The sequence below is a fragment of the Brumimicrobium sp. genome, from assembly GCA_023957385.1.
Classification (GTDB): Bacteria; Bacteroidota; Bacteroidia; order Flavobacteriales_D; family Crocinitomicaceae; genus Brumimicrobium.
Genome location: JAMLGZ010000001.1, coordinates 1,575,137 through 1,601,523, shown reverse-complemented (window position 1 = coordinate 1,601,523; position 26,387 = coordinate 1,575,137). Strand labels below are relative to the sequence as shown.

Here is a 26,387-nt window from a genome sequence, read left to right as displayed (position 1 = left end):
TTAAAATAGTATATTTGTACCCGCTATTTAAATATATGATTTTAACAAGTGAAAATATCTTATTAATTGGTTCTATTTTGCTTTTTGCAAGTATTATGCTAGGCAAGCGAGCTTATCAATATGGCGTTCCAGTTTTAATCTTGTTCTTATCAATCGGTATGTTAGCGGGTCAGGATGGCTTATTGAAGATTCAATTCAATGACCCCAATATTGCACAATTTATAGGAGTAATCTCTTTAAATTTCATCCTATTCTCTGGGGGACTAGATACCAATTGGCCTTCCGTAAAACCCATTTGGAAACAAGGTGTAGTGCTATCTACTTTAGGCGTTTTACTTACTGCAATAACTCTAGGACTTTTCATTAACTTCTTAATTGAAGATTTTACACTTTATGAGAGTTTATTATTAGGTTCCATTGTTTCTTCTACCGATGCTGCCGCAGTCTTTTCTATTCTACGTTCTAAGAGTATTGCACTTCGAGAAAATCTCAGACCCACTCTTGAGTTTGAAAGTGGAAGTAACGACCCTATGGCTTATGTCTTAACCATTTCCTTTCTAACGCTTGTTACTCATCCAGACCAAGGTATCTTATCAATTATACCATTATTTCTAACTCAAATGGTTATTGGTGGTATTGCTGGATTTGCTTTTGGAAAACTTAGTAAATTAATTATTAATCGTATAGAAATAGGCTTAGAAGGATTGTATCCTGTTTTGGTTATTGCTCTCATGTTTATTACTTTTTCAGCTACTGATTTTATAGGAGGTAATGGATTCCTTGCTATATACATTTGTGGTATTTTTCTTGGAAATTCAAATCTTGTGTACAAAAAGACCATCCTTCAAGTTTTTGATGGAATTGCATGGTTAATGCAGATAGTGCTCTTTTTAACGTTAGGATTACTAGTTACCCCATCCAATTTAATTCCTTATCTCGGCGTTGGATTGATTATTTCTGTATTCTTAATCTTAGTTGCCCGTCCCCTTTCTGTTTTCCTCAGTTTGATTCCCTTTAAAATGAGAATACAACGAAGGTTTTATATCTCTTGGGTCGGATTAAGAGGAGCTGTTCCTATTGTATTTGCTACTTATCCTCTCATTGCTGGGGTAGAAAAGGCTCCAATTATTTTCAATATTGTATTTTTTATTTCGGTAACTTCTGTATTATTTCAGGGAACAACCATTGGAGTTTTTGCTAAATGGTTACGTGTAGTAAAAGAAGATGGTGTAAAAGAAATTAATGAACTTGATCGTTTAATGGCAAATTCTCCAAAATCAATTATGCAAGAATTTTTTGTAGAAAATCACCGAGAATGTATTGGTAAAAAAGCCGTAGAAATTGGATTTCCAGAAGATGCTATTATTACAATGATTAAACGCAAGGATTCCTATATAAATCCGGATATTCACACGATAATAGAGCCCTACGATGTTATTGTTGTGCTATCAGATAATCTAGAAGGATTTGATGAAGTCAAAGAACGTATGAAATCTAACGTTATTAACTACTAATCTTCTACAGTAAAGATCAAATCCGATTGTTTTTCTTTGGGAAAGTAAATTTGTGAAACACGTTGGATATCCTTCCCTGATATACTATCTATTTTTTGGTAAGTATCGGACAAAGTATCTAACTGGTTATACACTAATAGATTTTTAGCTAAATTGAGCATCACATTGACATTATTATCCATACTCAAAGCCAGTTGCCCTTTAATTTGCTCTTTTACCTTCTTTAATTGTGTGTCTGAAAAAACTTCATTCATGAAGAGAGCTATTTCCTTCTCTATTAATTGTATAGTTTTCTTTTGATATTTAGGATCTGTTCCAGCGTAAACATTCCAATATCCAGTTTCTTCAAAGGCATTGTAGCTAGATTCTATATTGTATGTGTATCCATATTTCTCTCGAATTCCCAGTACTAATCTAGAATTTAAAGCTGGTCCTCCCAACACATTTGTTATCAATGCAAAAGCAGTTCTATCGGGATCAAAATAACTTGGAGCTTTTCCTCCCAACATGATATGTGATTGATAATTACTCTCGGCTAATTCAATATGAAAAGGTTTGCTATCGTTAGGTAAGCCAATTTTGGGGAGTGAAGATTTCTTCTTAAAAGCACCAAAAAAATGATTCAATTGTTTAAGAACAAAATCTAATTTTAAATTTCCCACAAAAGAAATAACCATATTATCAGGAAAAAGGAATCTTTCTAAATAGTTATGTAAATCGTCTTTTGTAAAAGATTCTACCGATTCCACCGAACCTAAAATATTATGACCTAACGGATGGTTGGGATAGAGATACATTTCAAAATCATCAAATATTTTCTCCGAAGGGGAATCTAAATAAGAATTGATTTCATCTATAATAACTGCTTTCTCTTTTTCAATTTCCTTAATAGGGAAAACGGAATTAAATAATATATCAGATAATAGCTCAACCGCACGTACAAAATGATTGTCCGTAAAAGAACCATAAACACAAATTTCTTCTTTGGTTGTATAAGCGTTCAATTCCCCACCTACTGAGTCTAATCGCGACAACACATGGAAAGTTTTGCGATGCGTAGTTCCTTTAAAGAAACTATGTTCTAGAAAATGAGCTAATCCGTATTCGTTCTCCCTTTCATATTTGGAACCAGCTTTCATCATCACTCCTAAATGAGCTACTATGGAAGAGTCATGTTTATACACGACCCTCATGCCATTATCCAATTGATATATTTCTGATTCCGTCATTATTTTCTTCGAAGAACTATGGATTTCTTCTGTAAACATTCCATTGTATATCTTCTATATGCTTCTTTTCAAAGCAAATTCTATCGTGTAAACGACTTTCTCTACCCTGCCAGAATTCAAAATAAATTGGTTTTATATAATATCCACCCCAATATTCAGGTCGCGGAACTTCTTTCCCCTCAAATTCTTTTGTAAGTTGAATTACTTTATCTTCCAGTGTCTTTCTATCCAAAATAATCTCACTTTGTTGAGAAGCCCAAGCACCAATTTGACTCTCTCTCGGACGTGAATTAAAATATTCATCAGATAATTCAGTAGGTACTTTCTCTACAATTCCTTGCACACGAATCTGACGACTCATTTCCCTCCAAAAGAAAAGTACAGAAATATGTGGGTTTTTAGTTAAGTCATGACCTTTATGACTATCATAATTGGTATAGAAAACCAATCCATTGTCATCCATTTCTTTTAAATAAACATATCGAGAAGATGGCATACCATTCATATCAACAGTACTAATAGCCATCGCATTAGGTTCTTCACATTTATTTTCTACTGCCTCATTCAACCAACGTTTAAATAAAACAATAGGATTCACCTTTTTGACTTGATCCTCTAGCGAACCCTTGTCAAAATCAGAATGATCGTTACGTAAAGACTCTAAAAATTCTTCCATGTCTATTCTTCCTCTGATTCATCTTTAAAAGAAACTGCCGCTTCAGTATCGAGCTCATGAACAACCTGTTCTTTTTCCATAGATGTTTCTGATTCACCATCGTAGGGAATAACTTCAACGATAGAGGTCAACATAATCGATGGAATTTCAAAAGAAACAGTCATATCACTTAAACTTTCTTTAATTCGGTCAAAAGCTTCTTTCACATTTTTGGCAGTCACCAAGAAATTATTGGTTATTTTCTTTTCTTTTTCACTGTCCGGATCATACGAAACATAACTTACTTTACATTTATACCAATCTTCAGAATCTTCATAATAGAATATATCAGCAAATTCTGTTTTTGAAATGCCTGTAATTAAAAATTCTCCTCGGATATATTCTCCTACTTCTTTGTAAATACGTGCTTCTGCATCAGTAAAAGATGCTGCATCAATCAAGTATGGCTCTGTAACTCTTTGGAATCTTCCGTCTTCCGTTTGTTTCGTATATTTTACTTTAACTGTAAACCAATTCATACATTTAATTTTCTAAAATTTTGGACAACAAAAATAGCCATTTTTAATGGATAGTTCATCAGATAATAATGGATAGTTATCCACAGTCTATTATTCTCATTCATGGAAAGAAATAGCATCTTTCACCTTTTGATTGGTCAATGCGATATTCAACACTTCTTTCATTGTATTCACATAATGGAATTTTAGTCCTTTTAAATAATCTGCTTTAATTTCTTCAATATCTTGTCTATTCTTCTCGCACAAAATGATTTCTTTAATAGAAGCCCGTTTAGCAGCCAGAATTTTTTCTTTGATTCCCCCAACAGGTAATACATCTCCTCGAAGTGTAATTTCCCCCGTCATAGCTACGTATTTTTTTACTTTACGCTGTGTAAACAAAGAAGCTAAAGAAGTCAACATGGTAATTCCTGCAGAAGGACCATCTTTTGGTGTCGCTCCTTCTGGAACATGAATATGTACATCATAATTCGTAAATACATCTTGTTTAATATTAAACCAATCTGCATGAGATTTTAGGAATTGCATAGCAATGGTAGCAGATTCTTTCATAACATCACCTAGATTCCCAGTCAACGTTAACTTACCTTTTCCTGGTGCAATAGACGATTCTATAAAAAGAATATCTCCTCCCATACTTGTCCAAGCCAATCCAGTTACAATTCCAGCAGTTTCATTCGTGTCATACTTAGTTTTGGCATGACCTGGGCCAATAATTATTTTCAAATCATCTGCTGAAATCGTTTTTTCAAATTTTTCCTCCATAGCAATCTGACGCGCTCTATTACGTACTAACTTAGCTATCATTTTATCCAAGCCTCTTACACCCGACTCATGTGTGTATTCTTCTATCAGTTTTTCAAGCACGGAACTACTAATAGAAAAATCTGATTTTACAATTCCATGTGCTTTTAGTTGATTAGGAATTAAATGACGTTTAGCAATTTCAATCTTTTCTTCAACAGTATATCCTGAAACCTCAATTAATTCCATTCTATCACGTAGAGGTCCTTGAATAGTTGATAAATCATTGGCTGTAGCAATAAACATTACACGTGATAAATCATATTCAGTTTCTACATAATTATCGTAAAACTCATTGTTTTGTTCTGGATCTAATACCTCTAACATTGCACTGGAGGGATCTCCATGATTGGAATGTGAAATTTTATCAATCTCATCTAAAACAAACACTGGGTTGGAGGTTCCTGCTTTTTTAATATTCTGAATAACACGCCCCGGCATGGCTCCAATGTAAGTTTTTCTATGTCCACGGATTTCACTCTCATCATGAATACCACCTAAAGACATTCGTACATATTCTCTCCCCAATGCTTTTGCAATAGATTTTCCAAGAGAAGTTTTACCTACTCCAGGAGGTCCATAAAAGCATAAAATAGGAGATTTCATATCATTTTTCAGTTTTAGGACGGCTAGATATTCTAGGATACGTTTCTTCACCTTTTCTAACCCATAATGATCTTGATTAAGAATTTTTTCTGCTTTCTTTAAATCTAATTTATCCTTAGAGAATTTACTCCAAGGTAAATCTAATAACAAATCCAAATAATTTAACTGAACAGTAAACTCAGCTCCTTGCGGATTCATACGTTCCAAGCGATTCAATTCTTTATAGAACATTTTTTCTACTTTCTCTGTCCACAGCATCTTTTGGGCACGTTGTCTCAACCCTTCAATATCCTGACTAATAGGATCATCTCCTAATTCTTCTTGAATGGTTTTGATTTGTTGTTGTAGAAAATATTCTCTTTGCTTCTTATCTAAATCAACCTTTACACGTGACTGAATTTCATTTCGCATTTTTAGTTGTTGCGCTTCTTCAGTCAAATGTTGTAAAATAAACATGGCTCTTTTTCTCCAATCTAGTTCATCCAAAAGCTGTTGTTTCGTTGAAACATCGGCATTCATATTAGATGAAATAAAATTGATTAAGAAACTAGGGCTATCAATATTCTTAATTGCAAATTGAGCTTCCGAAGGAATTTCAGGCGATTCTTGAATGATTTTCATGGATAATTTCTTCATAGACTGAATCATAGCTGTGAATTCCTTATCGCTCTTTGGCACTATTTGCTCATTACACAACTCTATTCTCCCACGTAAAAAAGGCGTATTTTGGGTAATTTCTTTTAACTCAAATCTTCTTTTTCCTTGAATAATAGCGGTTGATGTTCCATCTGGCATTTTTAACAAACGTATAATCGTTGCTACAGTTCCAATTTTATGCAAATGTTCCATTCCAGGATCTTCTACATCAGTACTCTTTTGAGAAACTACACCTATTACTTTATCTGTTTTATTAGCAAATTTGATGAGATCAATGGATTTATCCCTTCCCACTGTAATAGGGATTACCACTCCCGGAAATAATACATTATTTCGCAATGGTAAAATAGGGATATCAGAAGGAAATATTGCCTTTTGCATATTATCTTCTTCCTCTTCTGTGATTAATGGAATAAATTCAGCATCTGAAATGTCAGCGTCTTCTGGAATTCCAAAACCAATGCTTTTTTTGTTAAAAATATCGTCCATATTATTTTTCTTCTTTCTTATATGTCATTATGTCAGCACACCTACATATAGACTCTTGAAACAGCTCCAAAAGTGCATATATTAAAGCGACATGCATATTGTCAATACTTATGCCAATATGAGATATCTGAAAAAATGGCTGTTTATTGAGTTGTATGCAATTTATTTCTTTCGGGCAATATATAATATTTCCTTCTCGATCAAACGATAGCGATCAATCAATTCTTTACTAAACTCCTTGCTTGTAACAAACTCCTCTACTTCAAAGCCTGCTCTCCGCAACCAATCAGGATAATCCAATCCAAAAAGTCGGACATGATCTTTCTGCCAAAAATGCTTTTCTCTTTCTTCAGGAGAAGTAATGCTTGGATCTTCATAGGTCTTATCTCTCGTTAAATCTTGTGGCACTTGAAAAATACCCCAACCTCCGGGCTTCATAACACGATACAATTCACGCATACATTGATTCGCATCCTCCACATGCTCGAGCACGTGATTACAGAATATTACATCAAAACGATTATCCTCCAATGGAATATTGTGTAAGTCGAAGTGTAAATCAGCAATGGGAGATTCAATATCACCTGTTAAATAGGTTAGATTTTTTTGTTTTTTAAAAAGTCCATGAAAACATTGTTCCGGAGCAATATGTAATAATTCAATTGGTGCTTCAAAAAAATCAGTTTCTTGATTTAAATACAACCACATCAAACGATGTCTTTCTAAGGTTAAGTCGTAAGGACATAACACATTTTCTCTGTGAGCTACATTCGACCCATACGATAAAAACTTTCGAAAAGTATGTTCACAAACCGGGCATGCCACTTTATTCCCTTGATAGATGTAGGGCGCAAAAAATTTAAATACATAACTTAATCTAATTAAAAGTGGTCTGGGTAAGGTGTTCAGTAGAAATTTGTACAGTTTTTTCATTGTGCTTTTAAAAAATCTTGCCTAAAATCGGTATAAAAATGTAAAGTTACACAATATATCTGTTATTTTGTTTGATTAAGTTATATTTGGATTGTGAAATATATACTATTTATTATAATCATTGCTTTTGTTGGCACAGGTTTTTCTCAAAAGAAAGAGAAAAGAAAGGAAAAAGATACTACTGATACTCTTCCTTTTGTTTTGTACAGAAATAAATTAGTTCTACATACAGCTATTTCGTATAAAAATGCCCCCTTTTACTTACAAGATAAATTTGGTACTTTCAAACAATTAAACTATCAACCAAACATGAACTTGATTCATGGAGTTGGTATTGCATATAAATGGTTTTCGCTTAATATAAACTATAAACTTCCTTCCTCGCTTGAAAAACCTTCATATTATGGGAAAACAAAATATTTTGATACAAGACTCCAATTCTCATTAAAAAAATGGTATTTCCGCATTGATATGCATAATTACAAAGGATTCGGAATTCGAAATGCAACAGTAATATCAGATTCTATTCCGTTAACTCCGAAAAATGTTTTTGTGAATGATGGTTTAACTACTGCATCCGTTGGATTTAATGCTTTCTATTTCTTTGATAAAACGTTGAATATAAAAGCCGCTACCGGTGTTGTAGGTAGATACACCCGTAAGGCTTATGGATTTTATCTACGCTCATGCCTTAATTTCTACTCCGTTAGTAGCATGGCTGGTATTGTTCCTTATCGTTATATCAAGGAGCCTACTGCTGTACAAACCGCACATACAATTGGTGTAATAGAAACTGGAGCTGTTCCCGGATATGCTTACCTCAACAATATCAACGGTTGGCAATTCAGTATTTTCGGTGGTTTAGGTGGAATGATACAAGGGAAATATTATATTTTCAAAGATCCTGAAACTGGTGAAGATGTTAATCGTGGATTTATGGGGCTTGCCCCACGTATCGACCTTATGATTCAAGGAGGATATAATGTGGAAAAATGGTTTTTAATGTTGACAGCCAATTTTAATCAAAATAATATTGATTTCAATGATTTTAAGTACAATCAGACCTATTACAATATTGGTTTACGCTACGGGTATCGTTTCACTGTGAAAGAAAAAGAGAAGAAGAAAAAAGGCAAGAAATAACTTAAATAACCCGTTGTGCATTTACAAAAGATAAATAAAACCAATAATTTATACAATATGTATGGATTGTGTTTAATCTGCGAGAATATAAGAAATAAGAATTATTTAAAAAGATAGACCCCGAGCAACCAAGGCTCTCGGGGTCTATTTTTTTCTAAATGCACAACGGATTTAAATATCTAAATTTTCTGGAGAAACATCAATTGAATGCCCACATTTAAAATGTCCCAACGGACACGCATGAAACCCATGCTCACCACAAGGACGACAATCTAAATTCAGCTTCGTTTCAATCACTTTTGAATTATCTGCCAAAGGACCAAAGCCAAAAGAAGGAACAGTGGAACAAAAGAAAGCTCTAGTAGGTGCATTCATAGCAGAAGCAATGTGTAGAGGGCCTGAATCATTCACAAAATTCATAGCAGCATCCTTCATCAAAGCTGCACTTTGCAATAAACTCAATTTTCCAGCTAAATTATACACTTGTGCATCAAAATTGGATTGAATTTCCTTACATAATTCAATATCGGAAGGAGCGCCTAGTAAAAAAACATCCCCCTTCGTAACTAAATATTTAATTATTTCTATCCACTTATATGCAGGAAGCATCTTTGTTTCCCACACTGAAGCTGGAGCTAAGCAATAATACACAGGGTTTATTTCTTTATAGGATTTTACCGCCTTTTCATCCTCTTGGGAAGGGAATAATTCGGGTCTCACCAGAGCAGCTGCTCCATGATGAGCAATCAAACTTAAATTACGTTCCACTTCATGCAAACCGGAATACAAAGAATGTGGTTTTGTTATTCCATACATCCACGAAAATGCATTTTTATCAAACCCTATTCTCCTTTTTGCTTTAGAAAAGAGAGTTAAGACTCCCGCACTTGTAAAACGTTGTAAGGTAATCACCTCATCATAACGCGTTTGACGGATGGCTCGAAGTGTCTTCCATAAATTAGCATATTTATGTTCTTTCTTATTCCAAACTATCAGTCGGTGGATTTTGGGGTTATTTTGCAACAAAGATTCATTCCCTTTACGAACTACTACATCAATTTGAGCTTCTGGATAAAGACGGTGTAACTCTGAAACAATAGGCGTCATAAGTATCACATCTCCCAAAAAAGCGCTTTGTATAATAAGGAATTTTTGCATAGAACAAAGATAGTGAAATTGAGAACACAGAAACCATAAAATAATTTACAATACGACAATCAATTATTTTCATGTGTTTTGGAAGAATAAAGCTACAAGGTCATACCTTTCCTTCCAAAGATTCATTACTTTTACCTTTTAAACTAATAAATATGAAGTACTTTTATTTTGTTCTTGTCTTATTCTTATTTAGTGCTTGTTTTCAAGGAGAAAAGGTGGACCTTATTATCCACAAAGGCAGAATCCATATTATGAATGATGCGTTAACCGTTGTGGAAGCAATGGCTATAAAAGATGGAAAGATTATAGAGGTTGGTCCCGAACGCCAAATCTTAAACAAATATAGAGCAGATAAGGTAATCGATGCAAAATGGAAAGACATATACCCTGGTTTTCACGACGCACACGGTCATATTTTCAGCTTAGTTAACCAACGCCTCAATGCGGATTTACGAAAAGCAGCTTCCTACTATCAAATGATTTCTATCTTGGAAAAACATCACGCCAAACTCAAACAAAAAATTATTATTGGAAGAGGTTGGGATCACAGTTTATGGGGAGAAACTAAGTTACCTAACAACAAATTACTCAATGAAGCATTTCCTGATATCCCGGTTGCGCTAACCCGTGTGGATGGTCATGCTATGCTTATCAATCAAGCAATGATGGATTTAGTAGGAATTACAGAAGAAACTACAATTGATGGAGGGGTTATTATGGCAGATACTGCCGGACTCACAGGTATTTTGCTCGATAATGCTTTGTATTTGGTAAATAACAACCTCCCCGAACCGAGTAAGGAAATCATAAAGGAGAAAATCATAGAAATACAAGAAGATTTCCTATCACTTGGACTTACCCACATCCATGAAGCGGGAATAACAGAGAGAGAGCGTGACATCCTCATAGAATTAGCCAACGAAAATAAACTCAAAATCAATATATATGCTATGCTCTTTCCTACTGAGGATAATATAGCATTTGCAGAAAGAGAAGGCTTTTATAGAAATAAACATCTTTCCATTCGGAGTTTTAAAGTTGTAGAAGATGGAGCTTTGGGTTCGCATGGTGCTTGTATGCTCCAACCATATACTGATGCTCCCTATGAACATGGCATCCTGCTGAATACGCCAACAGAATTAGCAAATATCTTTAAGATGGCAAAAGAACTAAGATATCAAGTTAATACACATTGTATTGGTGATTCTGCCAATAGAATTGTATTGAATATGATTGATACACTCATGCGCGATCAGAAAGATCATCGCTGGCGCATTGAGCATGCACAAGTGATACATCCAAATGATTTTCAATTATTTCCTGCTGCTGGCGTGATTCCTTCTGTACAACCAACACATGCTACTTCAGATCAACGATGGGCTGAACATCATATTGGCAAGGAACGTTTAGAAGGAGGTGCATACGCATATAAAACATTACAAGAAACTTTTGGATTGGTTATTTTTGGTACAGATTTCCCAATCGAAGATTACGATCCCTTTGCTACTATTTATGCAGCTACGCAACGTAAAGATTTATCAGGAGAGCCATTAAATGGTTTTCTACCAAATGAAGCTGTTTCCTTTGACGTAGCGTTAAAAGCCATGACTTCTTGGGCAGCTATCGGTTGCTTTGAAGAAAATACAGTGGGAACATTAGAGGCTGGTAAAATAGCCAATCTAGTTATCTTAGATAATCCACTCAAAAACACCAATCGATTCATGCCAAATTATGCATGGAAAACTATAGTAGATGGAAAAATTATTTTTGAAATAGATTAATATTTTGTAACCCGTTTTGCATTTAGAATAAAATACAGATATAATCTTATACCCCGACACTCCTTCGTCCGTCGGGGGCACAATACAAAGACAAAAGGCATTTTTAGATTGAATACCAAAAATAAATCTTGACCATAGCCAATAGCATAACCAAAGATTTCGAATAACAAATGGTTCTTCTATTTAGACGTTTTAAATGGGTTCTCAATGTCAAATTCTGGCGTTCGATATGGTTCGTACAACGCTTATGTTTTTCATGAATGGTTTTAGGGATGAGTTGCTTATACAAGTCCAAACCATCTGTATAAATGATTTTCGCTTCTGACAATATTAATGTTTCTGTAACTTTTAGAAGTGTTCGTTTACAACAGGTTCCAACAGAAATATCCAAAACATAGCCCGTTATTATCAGATAATTATATGATTAAAATAAACACGCCAACTAATTGAATACATTACCTGTGAAGCTGAAACAAACAAACACACCAACTAATTGAATACATTACCTAATTCCAATATTACCATAAGTATTTATATTCTTTCTCTGGCTTTATTTTTTTTATCCCTAAAAATCTCTTGCCAGACGGAACCACCTGGTAATATAAAATCCGTTTTCCTCTATGGGTTATGACAGTATAACGATCAATATTATGGAAATCAAAAGAACTAAGTTGCTTTCTTAAGGAAAATCTTTTTTTCAATTCCACGCTAAAACTCTCAAATTTTGGAAAAGTGTCTGTTTTATTTGTTAAAAAATTTGTATAGTTAATGCTATAAGAGCTACCCCTTAGGTATGTAATAAAATAAACTTCCTCATCTGTCCTGATTCTATAGAGCTTAGGAAAATGGTATTTTTTCAGTTTTGTGAAAATACTTATCACGCCATAATAGAAATATCCATCCAACTCACCAATAGACACCCAGCTGTAATCATCATACCATTTGGTTCGATATACAATTGTTCCTGAAAATTCTTTATCTCTGCGGGAAAACTTAACATACCCAAAAAAATTGATGCCCGTACTATCTATCCATTTATCCAAATCTTCAATTTTCACTATGATTTTATCCGTCACACCACTGTATTTGATGAAATCATCTATTGTACCCTGCGTGTCATAAAAGTAAAGTGTATCGGTATTTTGCAACGACGAACGCATCGTTGCCGGGGCATCATAGTTTGAAATAATGGAGTCGAATTTAGGTTTAAATCTTTTGAGTTCATCTACTGTATATTCAAATAATTCCTGATCAGTCATTTGGCCGTAGGTCACGGCGTAGGCCATGGAAAAAATTATTATCCATAGCCCCATTTTAATGATTGTTATCGCTTTGCCCATGGTGTCATGTTTTTATCGTACTTTCCTTGTTTTAAATCTTTGTGTTTTTTTACCGTTAAACCTGTCCACTCTTGATGAATAATATTTGTGAGAAAAGCAAATTCCTCCGATTTTTCAACTCCGCTTTCTTTCCAATAGTCAGTAAGTTTGTTTCGGGTTTCTTGTCCCGACATTCGCTGTTGTATCCACTTTTCACTTCTACCAAGTTTTTGCCAATTCTCTCTTGCCCTGTCCAAACTTTGTTCAGGGTCGGCTATTTCCTGCATACGTTCGTAGCCCACTTTTGCTAACCATTGCTTAAATGGCTCTGCCTTCGGAGACGGTATTGATTGGATAATCCGTAACAAGGCTTCTGTGTCAGCCACATCTGTTTCCCGCATTTTACCGTCTGTAGCTTTCATTTTGAACTGTCGACAAATTGTCGACAGTTCAAGTCCATCTTCTGTTTTGACACGGATTTTCATCTTAAACCAATAATCTCTCGGGTTGGAACTGTCGGTTAAAGCCCCAACCACGTCCACAACAGAAAAATACCATTTTTCTTCTTTCTCGTCCCAATGGGTACGGACTTGCTTTTGTTCAAATAACTTTATACTGTTTTCTTTTTTCATTTTTTACTTATACTGCTGAGGTTCCTTTGGTGTTTGACATACGTTTTTTACTTTTCATTTCTATAACTTACTCGCTTATTGCTGTTTAAGAAATATTTTTCTTCCATTATTCTTCTTTAGAAAGAATGATGGTTGTAATTAAGGCAGTCACAGCTGTAGTATTAGAGATACCGTCAACTTTAAAACCTTGTTTTTTCCAATTATCAATTTCGGATTGAATAACAATTAAGTTATTATCACTTTCATAAAAATTTCCTGGTTTCATATTTTTTAAATCAATAGATTTTAACGTGCCATCAGGGGAAATTATAGCCAGATGTGAATTTGTTTTATATTCTTCATACACCCTAATAATTACTGTAGATTTTTCCTGTGCACTCATATTCCCCGTTCCTAAAAACAGCATAGCTATAACAGCTAACAGTATCAATTTTACGTTTTTCATATCTTTTCTAAGATTGGTTATTCTTTTTTGGATAGAATAATAATTGTAATCAAAGCTACATCCCCCATTACAGAACTAGATATTCCATCGATTTCATATCCTTCTTTTTTCCATTTTTCAATTTCTTTTTGAATAATAAGAGCATTAGCACCAGACTCATCAAACCCTTTTTCTAATTGTATGATATTTGTTTTTCCTTCTGGATTTGTTGTAACAATTGCAGGATTTCCTCCAACTCTTCTTTCAGTAACTCGAATAATTACAGTCTTTGAAGGATTCTCTTGTGCACTTGCATTCCCTACTTCCAAAAACAGCGTAGCTATAACAGCCAACAGTATCAATTTTACATTTTTCATAATTCTTATTTTAGTTTCTATTCAACGGTTAAATCTTATAACGGATAAACTGGCAAATCCGCTCTGCAATTCACCAATAATAAAATATCCGTTACATTTTCCTTGCTGAACAATTCACGGTTCAGTGATGTGTTTTCAAACGCCAGAAGCAGCTTCACAAACGGTGTAGCAGGACTTTGTGTACTCAACACATTGGTCAAAGTGGTAGCATTGAATGTACCATTCATCGTTGTTCCGCTCATCGGCTGAGAATTGTCAGCAGTATTTACCATGTCTCGTCCTAAAAAAAGTTTACACTTTTTCTCTTTAATCCTGTTATAAATTTACAATTTATTTTAATCCTAAAACTCATTTACAATTTATTTATTTTTGCATTATCGATTGAAATGGAAACAAGCTCTGCTGAGGAGTAACTTATTAGGGATAAATCGATGACCAACGGAGCATTAAACTTTGTTAAGGGACTAGATTTTCAGCTCTTTCTTTAATACTTTAGAGGTCTTAATGCCTAAAAAAACCTATACATTCGGGGTCTATTTTTTAATAATTCCTACTTCATAAGATCTTTACAAATTAAATTCAATCCATAGACAGCAGATGTTATTGATTTTATTTATTTTTGTATATGCACTACAGGTGTTTTAATCTTACTATCTTAGTTTATTCACAATTTTACTTATGAAGGTCATGTTTAATTTACGATATTTCTGCCTCTCCGTGATGGCTTTGGGGTTTAGTTTTTTTAGCTTCTCGCAAAATAGTTTTGAATATAATAAGGATATTAACGTAAAAGTGAATGGCAATACATTAAAACACCCATGGGCTGGTGGATTAAATCACCCACAATTTTCAACTTTAGATGTGAATTTTGATGGATTACAGGACTTATTCATTTTTGACCGAAGCACAAATCAAATTCTCGTATTTTTAACAGAAGATAATAATGGAGTTAAATCCTATAAATATCTTCACAATGCTGCTTCCCTCTTCCCCAATGATGTCAAATATAGAGCTGCTTTTTACGATTATGACAACGATGGAAAAAACGATTTATTCACTTATGGAACAGGTGGAATTAAAGTGTATAAAAATATCGGGAATAGTGTGGACGGTCTTCAATGGGAGTTAGTCAAAAACATAGTTCAATCTAAATACGATAATGGGAATATCACCAATTTGTATGTGAGTATTGTGGACATTCCCGCCTATTATGATGTAGATGGAGATGGCGATATGGATGTGCTTACGTATCATATTGGCGGACAACATCTAGAGTACCACAAGAATGTTTCCGTTGAAAAATATGGAATTCCTGATTCATTGGAATTTGAAATGGTAAATGCTTGTTGGGGAAAATTCTATGAAAGTGATAGTGACAACGCTATTGAATTAAATTCAAATCAAGGTCCTTGCGGTGACTTTAATGCACCAGAGATAAATGCTCCTACTAGACATTCGGGAGTTTCAATTTTAGCTTTAAACTTAAATAATGACAATGCAACAGATTTAATTATAGGAAACGTAGAGAGCTATAATGTAACTGCTCTATTTAATGGAAATACGGACCCCACTCATGTATTTACCAAAATGACTAGTAAGGATGCTAATTATCCAAATTATGACACTCCGGTAAATATTTCTACCTTCCCCTCTCTTTTCTATGTGGATGTAGATTTTGATGGGAAAAAAGATTTATTAGTCAGCACAAATCAAAATGGAAATTCAGAAAATAAGAAGAGTGTTTGGTTTTATAAAAATATAGGAAGCAACCAAGTGCCTGACTTTTCTTTTCAACAAATTGATTTTTTACAAGATGAGATGATTGAAAACGGAAAAGGCTCCATTCCCATTTTAGTTGACTTAGATAATGATGGTTTATTAGATTTATTGGTTTCTAATAATTATGAATATATTGATCTGGGAGATAGAACTACCAAAATACAGTATTACAAAAACACAGGAACAAGCACTACACCAGAATATACATTACTAAATGAAGATTGGCTTGATTTTTCTACAAGTGGCTATGGATTAAGACTCATTCCTACATTTGGGGATTTAAATGGTGATGGCAACAACGAAATGATATTAGGCGGTGAAGATGGCAAACTACGCTTACTTACACGTTCCAATTTTGACCCGAATGGATATGCCTTCTCTACTCTTCTAAAAGACAATCTAGGCAACGATATTGTGGTTGATGCTTCCGCTGCTCCACAACTATTTGATATGGATAAAGACGGACTACTGGATTTAGTAATTGGAAAAAGAACACCCGGACTCGTATATTACAAAAATATAGGAACTAGCAGCGCATACTCGTTTCAATTAGTTACCCCTAATTTAGGTAATGTTGATATGGGAACTGCTTTTTTACCTCATCATTATGCTATTCCTCATTTTTATAGACAAAACGACACTACTTTCTTACTTGCTGGAAATCGTGTTGGATCAATTTATTTATATAAAGACATTGATGGAAATTTAGAAAATGGCAATCCTTTTTCTATTGTTACCAATCATTATGCTGATATCAATGTAGGCTCATTTTCTGCTCCATTTATTGGAAAATTGAATAATTCCGACAAATTAACGCTCATGGTTGGAACTGATTTAGGAGGATTATGGTGTTATACTGCAGATAACCTTAATACTTCTACAGCACAGATACCCTCTCAACAAACAATTGATAATAATCTCTTAATATATCCTAACCCTAGTTCCAACGGTCAATTTATTATTGACATGGAAAATATGGACTATCCTTTAGATATAGTAGTTTACAATACAATAGGTAAAGAAGTCAAGCAACTCACTCAATGCTATGGAACAATCACATTGAATATTGAGAATGAAGAAAAGGGGCTTTATTATATTTTATTTAAACAAAATAATACCGTTATAGCAACACGTAAATTAATAAGCAGATAGGAAATATAAACCTGTTGTGCATTTAGAAAAAAATAGACCCCGAGAGCCTTGGTTGCTCGGGGTCCATTTTTTTTTTAATAATTCCTATTTCTTACATCTTTATGAATTAAATACAATCTATAAACAGTAGGAATTATTGATTTTACTTATTTTTGTAAATGAACAACGGGATAAAAACATAATGAAAGACATCTAATTTGAATGAATCTTTTAGATTATTTTTATAACTTTGCACACTCAAAAAACTGAAAAGAATGGCTACATATTTAGATTTTGAAGAACCATTAAGAGCTTTGGAAGAACAAATCACCAAGGCAAAAGAAATCGGCCAAGATGCTGAATTGGACATGACTGATAAAATCAAAACATTAGAGAAAAAATTGATTGAGAAAACGGAGGATATTTTTTCTAATTTAACTGATTGGCAGCGCGTACAATTATCTAGACATCCAGACAGACCTTATAGTTTGGCATATATTGATGCTATTACAAAAGGAGACTTTCAAGAGTATCATGGAGATAGAAATATTGCTGATGATAAGGCAATGGTGGGAGGTTTTGGTTCAATTGATGGAAAAACAGTTATGTTTATCGGGCAACAAAAAGGAATGAATACCAAAATGCGCCAATATCGAAACTTTGGTATGCCAAACCCTGAAGGATATAGAAAAGCACTTCGATTAATGAAATTAGCCGAAAAATTCAATAAGCCTATTGTTACTTTTATTGACACTCCGGGAGCTTTCCCTGGTCTTGAAGCAGAAGAAAGAGGACAAGGTGAAGCAATTGCTCGAAACATTTATGAAATGATGAACATTAAAGTTCCTATTATCTGTATCATTATTGGTGAAGGAGCTTCAGGTGGAGCATTAGGAATCGGAGTAGGCGATAAAGTATTAATGCTAGAGAACACATGGTATTCGGTAATTTCCCCTGAATCATGCTCTTCTATCTTATGGAGATCTTGGGATTATAAAGAAAGAGCTGCCGAAGCTTTAAATCTGACATCTAAAGACATGAAAGATTTAAAATTAATAGATGGAATTATTAAAGAACCTGTAAATGGTGCTCACAGAAACCATGAAGAAATGTTTTCCATTGTTAAAAAAGAAATCAAAAAACATATTACAGCACTCGAAAAATTGAATCCTACTGATAGGGCTGAAAAACGTATGGAGAAATTTATTGGAATGGGTGTTTATAAATAAATCACACTCAAAATGACACTATAAAAAAGAAAACCTCGTTACTCAGCGAGGTTTTCTGTTGTTGTTTGTTTAGGTAAAACCTATGTTATGAAGGTTAGCATGCCCTCTAACCACCAACTCTTTCTACATCATTTCGTTTTCAATGATTTCTGTAGAGATTATATCGAGAGATTCTTGTTGTTGAATCAATTGCTTTTCTTGATTGTATTCCATGTATCCGTATGCATCGCAAGTTGCTCTTTTATTACAGCTTACTAATATTATTCCAAGGCCGACTAATAGGGTGATTGCTTTAATTGAATTTTTCATGTTTTTTAGTTTTAGTTATTTGTTCTATATATATAGGGAATGATAGCATAAAAATTCCATACTTTTTTAATAAAAAAAATAAAATATTTTATAACTAACTGATTGTCAATTGATTTATTTTATAAAAAAGGATAAATAAAATATTAGAGGTAGGATATTTTAGGATTCTTCTCCTTGATTGAATAGGAAAGTCGTCATTTGTTTGAGTAGCGTAGTCCTCCCTCCAGCCCCCTCCAGAGGGGGAGTGTGAAACCCAACATTTCCCAATCGATAACTATAGACGTTACTTCCGATACAATCATACCAAAACGAATCTCACTAACCAGCCGAAATACAATCAAATAAAACCTTCAATCCAACGTGACGTGAGATATAAATGGGTGTTTGTTCGATAAATATCGTTTGGTAAATACCCGTAGGGAATTAAATCAATTCATCTAATTTAGCAGTGTAATCTAAACGTATGCCTTTTTCGGTTTCTTTCAACACGCAACATTCATTCTCTGCATCATGCTCCAAAAACAAGATATAATTCTCATCTACAGCCTTGCGTAAGAATTTTTCTTTTTCTCCTAACGTTAATAAAGGTCTAGTATCATATCCCATTACATAAGGCAAAGGGATATGTCCAATAGAAGGCAATAAATCTGCCATAAACACTATCGTTTTATCCTTATAATGTATATGTGGGAGCATTTGACTTTCCGTATGTCCATCTACAAAAAGTACATCTATATTAGGCATGGCATTTTCCATAAAATCTCCATTTCTAGGTATAAAACGTAATTGTCCAGATTCTTGGATGGGAAGAATATTTTCAGCCAAAAAAGAAGCCTTTTCTCGCGCATTAGGTTGTGTAGCCCATTTCCAATGGTTTGAATTACTCCAATAAGTAGCATTTTTAAAAACAGGTTCAAACCTATCCTCTCCTATTCTCTGGATTGCACCACCACAATGGTCAAAATGCAAATGAGTTAAAAACACATCCGTCACATCATCTGGAGAAAATCCATATTTTTTAAGATTGCCAATAAGAGAATCATTCCCAAACAAATAGTAGAAAGAGAAGAATTTTTCACTTTGTTTATCTCCTATCCCAGTATCAATTATCATCAATCTATTTCCATCTTCAATCAGCATGGCTCGCATTGCCCAACTACACATATTATTTTCATCTGGCACATTTGTTTTAGACCAAATTGATTTGGGAACCACCCCAAACATAGCGCCTCCATCTAATTTAAAATTACCAGTATTTAATGGATAAATTTTCATTTTTTGCTTCTTAATGATTATTAAAAAAGGTTGCCCTTAGACAACCTTTTAATGTTTTGTTTAGACTATCTATTCTCTAGAGGAACGTAATCTCTTTTTGTTTTTCCGATATAGATTTGACGAGGACGACCGATTGGTTCTTTATTCTCAATCATTTCTTTCCATTGAGCAATCCATCCCGGCAATCTACCTATGGCAAACATAACAGTAAACATCTCTGTTGGTATGTTTAAGGCTTTATAGATAATTCCTGAGTAGAAGTCAACATTCGGATATAATTTTCTTTCTACGAAATATGGATCTTCCAATGCGATTTTCTCCATCTTCTTAGCTAATTCAAGAGCTGGGTCATTTACCCCTAATTGTTGTAATACTTCGTCAGCTGCTTTCTTAATAATTTTAGCACGAGGGTCAAAGTTCTTATATACACGGTGTCCAAATCCCATCAAACGGAATGGATCATCTTTATCTTTAGCTTTATTCATCCACTTCTCTACATCTCCTCCATCTTTCTGAATATTGTTTAACATTTCAATTACAGCTTGGTTAGCTCCACCATGCAGTGGACCCCATAATGCAGAAATTCCTGCAGCCACAGAAGCATATAAATTAGTATGAGCAGAACCTACCATTCTAACAGTAGATGTTGAACAGTTTTGTTCATGGTCTGCGTGAAGAATTAATAGTTTATTCAACGCACTAACTACTGTCTTATTAATAACATAGTCTTCAGTTGGCATAGCAAACATCATGTGTAAGAAGTTCTCTACATAATTCAATGAATTTTGTGGATAAATGAACGGATGTCTCATCGCATTTTTGTATGACATCGCCGCCAATGTAGGTAACTTAGCCAATAGTCTATGAATTGTTAAATTCACTTCTTCTTCAGGTCTATTTGGAGTTTGAGATTCTGGATAGAAAGTAGATAAACTCATTACCATAGAAGCTAATACACCCATTGGGTGAGCTTTAGAAGGATATGCTTCAAAAAACTGCTTCATATCTTCATGAACAAGCGTATGCAGCGTAATACTTTTCTTAAATGCTTCTAATTGTGTCTTAGTCGGAAGTTCTCCATAAATTAATAAATAGGTAACTTCAATGAAAGAAGCTTTTTCCGCTAATTGTTCGATTGGATATCCTCTGTAATGAAGAATCCCATTTTCTCCATCTAAATAAGTAATTCCACTAATGGTACTACCCGTATTCTTATATCCCGGATCCATGGTTACTAATCCAGTTTGACTTCTTAAATCTTTAATTTCGATAGCCTTTTCATTTTCTGTTCCGGTTATCACTGGAAGTTCTACAGTTTTACCTCCAAATTCAATTTTTGCAGTTTCGCTCATTTTATCTACAATTTAATTTTTTTTTGTTACCTTATTTTCGGCTGCCTAATTTAAACAAAACTTTAGATATTGTATCACTTTAAGCAGTTCTTTTTAAAAAATAAAACACATTCATCCGAAAGTTTTTTAAAATTTGATACAAAACATCCTGTATCGTCCTATTTGTAATAGTCAATAATCATAATGTGAGAAAAAAAGTCAAACAGTTAAAACATTTGGAGTTGTACCGTTGTCCACAAATCATCTTCTGGAGGAGGTTTCTCTGCTTTTTGGACAATCGGTCGGATAGTATTTATAACATAATCTAAGGAAAGATAGAATGGCAGACAAATTCTTATTTTTTCTACAAAGTTTGAAAAAGCCGTTTTCCCTGACACCCCAACTCTTCGTAAAAGTTCAAGTAGTAAATAGGTAATTAATGCAATAAATATTTGTGATTTTACTGCATTTTCAGAAGTTCCTATAAAAGTTTTGACATTGAGATTTTGTTTTAAAAGCTTGAAGAAAGTTTCTATATCCCAACGCCTTCTGTATAGTTCTGCAATTGTTGAAGCTTTCCAAGAAAGATTATTAGTTATAATTTCTATCGTTGTATTTTTCTCTTCATGGTAGGCTACAACCTTTCTGAATTTCATTTGATTTATCCCAACTTCTTTTGCTTTTTGTCCTGTCAAATAAATAATCTCGTCTATTAAAATATGTTGATCCTCATTTTCTGGAAGATCTAATTCTTCAGCTACTTCATAAACAGTGTTTTCTTTTATTCTTGTAACAAAAACATTTTGGGACAACACCCTAGCTTTAATGATGTTAAAATCCCAATATCCTTTATCTTCAACAATAATCGTATCCTTTGGGAAAACAATTTCTTCAAATCCTTTTCTGTCATGAATAGATGCATTAGTGATATTCACAAGGTTAGGCATCATCATCGCCTCATCCCATTGCGTATGGATTTTAATTCCTCCTTTTGCTGTCCGAAACTTTGCCCAATCAAAAAGCCCTAGACACACGCTAACTGTACTGCTATCACGAAGAAGAATAGTTTGATTTTTAACTTCTTCTACTACTTTTCGATGAGTATGTCTTTTCAATAAATTACCGTAGTAGCTTAACAAACTCATATACAGACTCTCAAAGACTTTGTGGCTACGTTTTTTATTCCCATCACTCATCGTTGATTTTGCAGGACTTTGTTTTAAGTCTAAGTCCCGAATAAAGGTTTTCGACACACCAATACCAACAGAAATATCCTCTAAAGTACTACATCGAGACAGCTGTCCGAACAAATTTGCAACAAGTTGGTCATAAGTCTTGTATTTATGGCATCCCTTGTCAGAATTATGCTGTTGAATAACTCTTGCTAATAAATGTTGAGGAATTAAGTCAATAATTTGACGAATTACAGGCTTATTGTTATTTTTGTTCCTACGAAACAGTCCCATTTCATTTGAATTTTGTCGTGATTTTCAAATTTAAGAAGACTGTTTCGGTTTTTTAATTTTTAATATGATTTTCTGAAAAAGTTTCGGATAGTTATGAAAATAAAACAAACATTATCTTGAATAGTTCACTATCTTTTAATTTTAGAACTCACAAACACACTTACAACACTGATAATCACTACAAATGATTCAAAATAAATGCTAGCATCATATTATATAAATGATTGCGCGTATTACCTCCATAAATTCCATGATTTTTGTTTGGATAGATAAACATATCAAACTGTTTATTTGCTTTGACAAGAGAATTAATCATTTCCATAGAATTTTGAACATGAACGTTATCATCTCCTGAACCGTGAATTAATAAATAATCTCCCTCTAACAAATCGGTATAATTTATAGGAGAATTATCATCATATCCATCAGGATTTTCTTGTGGAGTACGCATAAACCGCTCTGTATATATATTATCATAATACCTCCAATTAGTTACAGGTGCCACGGCGATTCCCATCTTAAAATATGGCGCTCCTTTTGTCATAGCAAGCGAAGTCATATACCCTCCATAACTCCAACCCATAATACCGATTCTATCCTTATCCACGAAATTCCATTTTCCAACATTTTGCGCCACCGCAACAAAATCTTCTGTTTCCAATTTCCCTAACTGTAAATAGGTAGATTTTTTGAATTTAGCACCTCTATACAAGGTTCCTCTTGGATCTACGCTCATAACAATATATCCTTTCTGTGCTAGTAACTGATGAAATGCACCATTCCCTCCATCATAAGCATCCTCCACGGTATTGCTGCCAGGACCTCCATATATATTAAAGTAAACAGGGTATTTTTTAGTACTATCAAAATCCTTTGGATATAGAATCCATGCATTTAACAACTGGTCTTTCCCTTGAATTTGAATAAATTTCTTTGGTTGAAAGCCATATTCCTCTATTCTGCTTGCTAATTCTTTATTATTTTCTAGCTCTTTAATTAATGTACCATCTGCCTTATAAAGTGAATAAATCGGAGGTGTATTTATAGTTGACCAGCTATTGATAAAGTATTTCATTCCATTGGAAAAAGTTGCGTGGTTACTTCCTTTGCATGCAGACACTTTCTTTTTATTTTTTCCTTTTAAATCAATTGAATAAACAGCACTGTATGGCGCTCCTTCTTCAGCTGAAGTATAATAAACCAATCCTTTATCTTCATTAATTCCCTCAAAAGCAATTACATCCCAATTTCCTTTGGTTATCTGAACACTGCTTCCATCTATTCCTATTAAATATATATGATTAAATCCATCCTTTTCACTCGTACGAATAAAATGCTTTCCATCTTTTAAGAAAAATAAATTATCATCGATTTCTAGATAAGCATCGTCTCTTTCTTCATAAACCATTTGTGTTGGCATTCCTTCTTTTAAAACATCTATCCAGAAATATTGTATATGATTCTGATGGCGATTTAAAGTCAAGGCCATGAATTTGTTTTCTTTCGTAGAAAATTTAATTCGTGGTATATATTCGTACTCTCCCACTTGGATTTGTGTTGTTTTTAAGGTGTTAATATTGGATACATGCAGCGTAACTTTGGAATTATCTTCTCCAGCTTTCGGGTATTTGAAAGTATAGGGTTGCGGATATAATTCTGTATCCCAATAATAGGTCATAGTAAACTCATGTACGCTACCTTCATCAAAGCGGAGAAAAGAGATATATTCACTATTTGGCGACCATTCATAGGCTTTTGTATAAGCAAATTCTTCTTCATACACCCAATCGGTTGTTCCATTAATTACTTTATTCTCTTCTCCATCTGTAGTAATTTGGCTTATCTTGTTATTCTTAATATCTTTTACATATAGATTATTCTTATAGATATATGCCACCTTTTCACCATTTGGAGAATAAGAAGCTAGAGTTTGTGGAAATCGCTCTTCATCCAACATAGATAACTGTTTAGTCTTTAGGTCATATAAAAAATAAACAGCATAAAAACTTCTTCTGTAGCGTTTGGTTTGCTCAACAGTCAACAACAACTTAGTTTCATCTTCATTCCATTCATAATCGTCAAGTCTCAACTGTATTCCTTTATATTTCAAGTCATTCACCCGAATTATTGTATCACCTTTCTTATCCACATCTTTAAATGAATAACGTACAATAAACTGTTTTTCCTTATCATTCACAATGCGTGTAAAAGACTCTCCGTCTTTCATTGACTTGAATCCATCCACACCATCAGCGAAAAATTGGTATTCACGCCAAATTTTTTCAACAGTTAGTGAAGAAATCTTTGCGGCATTCTGAGAAAATAAATTTCCTAATACAATTAGCACAAATCCAAGAGATACTATAATTTTTTTCATACTTTTCAATTTTCTAACACTGCGAATATACTAGAAAAAGTAAGTTAAATTTTCGAAAGTTTACAGAATTGTTCATAACGTAATAAGGTTAAATAAAAGAAATGCCTTATTTTTGCCAAAAAAATATGTTGGTGCTTATTGACCAATAAAATATCGAATAATAATAAAATTTTATGAAAAGAATCTTACTTACAATTAGTCTATTTATTTCTGCAATTACAAACGCGCAGGATTGTTCAGAATTATTTATTTCAGAATACTTAGAAGGCCTAGGAAACAACAAAGCCTTAGAAATTTATAATCCAACAGATAACACGATTGACTTATCTAATTACTTTGTAGTTCGTTATGACAACGGTTCCTCTACCCCAACAGTATTAAATGCAGTTCAATTAACAGGAACTATTGCTCCAAAGGATGTTCACGTAGGCGTTATAGATAAAAGAGATCCAAACGGTGTTGACCAAGAAGCTCCAATTTGGGAAGATTTAGAAGCTAAAGCAGATGCTTTCTATTGTCCTGATTATAATCAAAGTAAGGCTTTTTATTGGAATGGTAATGATGCTGTTGTACTATTCAAAGGTATTATTCCTCCTGGAACTCCTTTAGCCATGCCTATTACATCTTTAACTAATATACAACCTATTGATATTTTTGGAAAAATTGGAGAAAATCCTGGAGAACCTGCTCAAGGAGGTGGATGGACCTACGATGGAACTCCTGTTGCTTCAGGTGGAGTAGTTGTTTCAGCAAATCATTTTTTAGTTAGAAAACCAAGTGTTAAGAAAGGTGTTACATTGAACCCAAGTACTTTTAAACCAAATGAAGAATGGGATTCACTTTCATACTTTGTATATGTTATAGATGAATTTGGAGATACTGTAACGAATAGTCAAGGAAATCCTGCCAGAAGAATCAATGTGGATAATTTAGGATTGCACACATGCGATTGTGGAGGTCCTACTTCAGTTTCTACTGAAACAATCACTGATTTTAGTTTTGAAATATATCCTAATCCTGTAACTTCTCAACAAATTAATCTTCTTTCAACAAATAAAGTTAAAGAAATCATCATTACAGATGCACTTGGGAAATTGGTAAAATATATTCCGAATGCTAAATCAGTCATGACAATTGATTTGAATGTAAATTCAGGATTGTATTTTATTTCTGCTAAAGGAGGTGAAAATCAACAATATACTAAGAGATTTATTGTAAAATAATTGGATT

General features: G+C 33.7%; 22 protein-coding genes and 1 pseudogene. 6 read left to right on the top strand and 17 right to left on the bottom strand.

What is annotated here, in order from left to right:
* Positions 1-35: 35 nt before the first annotated feature.
* Positions 36-1,514, top strand: coding sequence for a potassium/proton antiporter (locus M9897_07025; GenBank protein MCO5268628.1), 1,479 nt, complete (start codon positions 36-38; stop codon positions 1,512-1,514).
* Here M9897_07025 and M9897_07020 read toward each other — a convergent pair.
* From M9897_07020 to M9897_07000, 5 genes are all read right to left on the bottom strand, one after another.
* Positions 1,511-2,743, bottom strand: coding sequence for an insulinase family protein (locus M9897_07020; GenBank protein MCO5268627.1), 1,233 nt, complete (start codon positions 2,741-2,743; stop codon positions 1,511-1,513). The genes M9897_07025 and M9897_07020 overlap by 4 nt on opposite strands.
* Positions 2,744-2,759: 16 nt before the next feature.
* Positions 2,760-3,419, bottom strand: coding sequence for a pyridoxamine 5'-phosphate oxidase (gene pdxH / locus M9897_07015; protein ID MCO5268626.1), 660 nt, complete (start codon positions 3,417-3,419; stop codon positions 2,760-2,762).
* A gap of 2 nt (positions 3,420-3,421) precedes the next feature.
* Positions 3,422-3,937, bottom strand: a complete 516-nt coding sequence (locus tag M9897_07010) for a DUF4494 domain-containing protein (GenBank protein MCO5268625.1) — start codon at positions 3,935-3,937, stop codon at positions 3,422-3,424.
* 96 nt (positions 3,938-4,033) lie between these two features.
* Positions 4,034-6,493 carry an endopeptidase La gene (lon, locus tag M9897_07005; protein ID MCO5268624.1) on the bottom strand — a complete coding sequence of 820 codons (2,460 nt, stop codon included), beginning with the start codon at positions 6,491-6,493 and terminating at the stop codon, positions 4,034-4,036.
* 162 nt (positions 6,494-6,655) lie between these two features.
* A complete protein-coding gene (locus M9897_07000; protein ID MCO5268623.1) occupies positions 6,656-7,426 on the bottom strand; it encodes a class I SAM-dependent methyltransferase in 771 nt (256 codons plus the stop codon).
* 93 nt (positions 7,427-7,519) lie between these two features.
* Here M9897_07000 and M9897_06995 point away from each other — a divergent pair, with 93 nt between their 5' ends.
* Positions 7,520-8,569: a DUF4421 domain-containing protein gene (locus tag M9897_06995; GenBank protein MCO5268622.1), complete on the top strand. Its 1,050-nt coding sequence runs from the start codon at positions 7,520-7,522 to the stop codon at positions 8,567-8,569.
* A gap of 171 nt (positions 8,570-8,740) precedes the next feature.
* Here M9897_06995 and M9897_06990 read toward each other — a convergent pair whose 3' ends face one another.
* On the bottom strand, positions 8,741-9,727 hold the full coding sequence (locus tag M9897_06990) for a glycosyltransferase family 9 protein (GenBank protein ID MCO5268621.1): 987 nt from the start codon (positions 9,725-9,727) through the stop codon (positions 8,741-8,743).
* A 152-nt stretch (positions 9,728-9,879) separates the two neighbouring features.
* On the opposite strand from M9897_06990, the gene M9897_06985 reads away from it, so the two are divergent.
* Positions 9,880-11,508 (top strand): amidohydrolase, encoded by a 1,629-nt coding sequence (locus M9897_06985; GenBank protein MCO5268620.1) that lies wholly within the window; start codon positions 9,880-9,882, stop codon positions 11,506-11,508.
* Positions 11,509-11,611: 103 nt separating this feature from the next.
* Here the strand turns inward: M9897_06985 and M9897_06980 are convergent.
* The 6 genes and pseudogenes from M9897_06980 to M9897_06955 form a co-directional block, all read right to left on the bottom strand.
* A pseudogene (locus M9897_06980) lies at positions 11,612-11,869 on the bottom strand (IS1 family transposase).
* 157 nt (positions 11,870-12,026) lie between these two features.
* Entirely contained in the window at positions 12,027-12,848 is an 822-nt protein-coding gene (locus tag M9897_06975) for a hypothetical protein (protein MCO5268619.1), read from the bottom strand.
* Entirely contained in the window at positions 12,833-13,459 is a 627-nt protein-coding gene (locus tag M9897_06970; protein ID MCO5268618.1) for a Bro-N domain-containing protein, read from the bottom strand. The genes M9897_06975 and M9897_06970 overlap by 16 nt, the downstream gene beginning before the upstream one ends.
* Before the next feature lie 106 nt (positions 13,460-13,565).
* Positions 13,566-13,904: a hypothetical protein gene (locus M9897_06965; protein MCO5268617.1), complete on the bottom strand. Its 339-nt coding sequence runs from the start codon at positions 13,902-13,904 to the stop codon at positions 13,566-13,568.
* Positions 13,905-13,921: 17 nt separating this feature from the next.
* Positions 13,922-14,260: a hypothetical protein gene (locus M9897_06960; GenBank protein ID MCO5268616.1), complete on the bottom strand. Its 339-nt coding sequence runs from the start codon at positions 14,258-14,260 to the stop codon at positions 13,922-13,924.
* Positions 14,261-14,295: 35 nt separating this feature from the next.
* On the bottom strand, positions 14,296-14,532 hold the full coding sequence (locus tag M9897_06955; protein ID MCO5268615.1) for a hypothetical protein: 237 nt from the start codon (positions 14,530-14,532) through the stop codon (positions 14,296-14,298).
* A 406-nt stretch (positions 14,533-14,938) separates the two neighbouring features.
* Here M9897_06955 and M9897_06950 point away from each other — a divergent pair, with 406 nt between their 5' ends.
* Positions 14,939-17,191, top strand: a complete 2,253-nt coding sequence (locus M9897_06950; GenBank protein MCO5268614.1) for a T9SS type A sorting domain-containing protein — start codon at positions 14,939-14,941, stop codon at positions 17,189-17,191.
* Positions 17,192-17,445: 254 nt separating this feature from the next.
* The gene (locus M9897_06945) at positions 17,446-18,399 is read left to right on the top strand and encodes an acetyl-CoA carboxylase carboxyltransferase subunit alpha (protein MCO5268613.1); all 954 of its coding nucleotides are present in this window, start codon (positions 17,446-17,448) and stop codon (positions 18,397-18,399) included.
* A 123-nt stretch (positions 18,400-18,522) separates the two neighbouring features.
* On the opposite strand, the gene M9897_06940 is transcribed toward M9897_06945, so the two are convergent.
* The 5 genes from M9897_06940 to M9897_06920 form a co-directional block, all read right to left on the bottom strand.
* Entirely contained in the window at positions 18,523-18,708 is a 186-nt protein-coding gene (locus M9897_06940) for a hypothetical protein (protein MCO5268612.1), read from the bottom strand.
* 423 nt (positions 18,709-19,131) lie between these two features.
* Positions 19,132-19,983, bottom strand: a complete 852-nt coding sequence (locus M9897_06935) for an MBL fold metallo-hydrolase (GenBank protein MCO5268611.1) — start codon at positions 19,981-19,983, stop codon at positions 19,132-19,134.
* 65 nt (positions 19,984-20,048) lie between these two features.
* Positions 20,049-21,335 carry a citrate synthase gene (locus M9897_06930; protein ID MCO5268610.1) on the bottom strand — a complete coding sequence of 429 codons (1,287 nt, stop codon included), beginning with the start codon at positions 21,333-21,335 and terminating at the stop codon, positions 20,049-20,051.
* Positions 21,336-21,541: 206 nt separating this feature from the next.
* Positions 21,542-22,780 carry an IS4 family transposase gene (locus M9897_06925; GenBank protein ID MCO5268609.1) on the bottom strand — a complete coding sequence of 413 codons (1,239 nt, stop codon included), beginning with the start codon at positions 22,778-22,780 and terminating at the stop codon, positions 21,542-21,544.
* A gap of 178 nt (positions 22,781-22,958) precedes the next feature.
* Positions 22,959-25,157: a S9 family peptidase gene (locus M9897_06920; GenBank protein ID MCO5268608.1), complete on the bottom strand. Its 2,199-nt coding sequence runs from the start codon at positions 25,155-25,157 to the stop codon at positions 22,959-22,961.
* A 173-nt stretch (positions 25,158-25,330) separates the two neighbouring features.
* On the opposite strand from M9897_06920, the gene M9897_06915 reads away from it, so the two are divergent.
* Positions 25,331-26,380, top strand: coding sequence for a T9SS type A sorting domain-containing protein (locus M9897_06915; GenBank protein MCO5268607.1), 1,050 nt, complete (start codon positions 25,331-25,333; stop codon positions 26,378-26,380).
* Positions 26,381-26,387 lie beyond the last annotated feature (7 nt).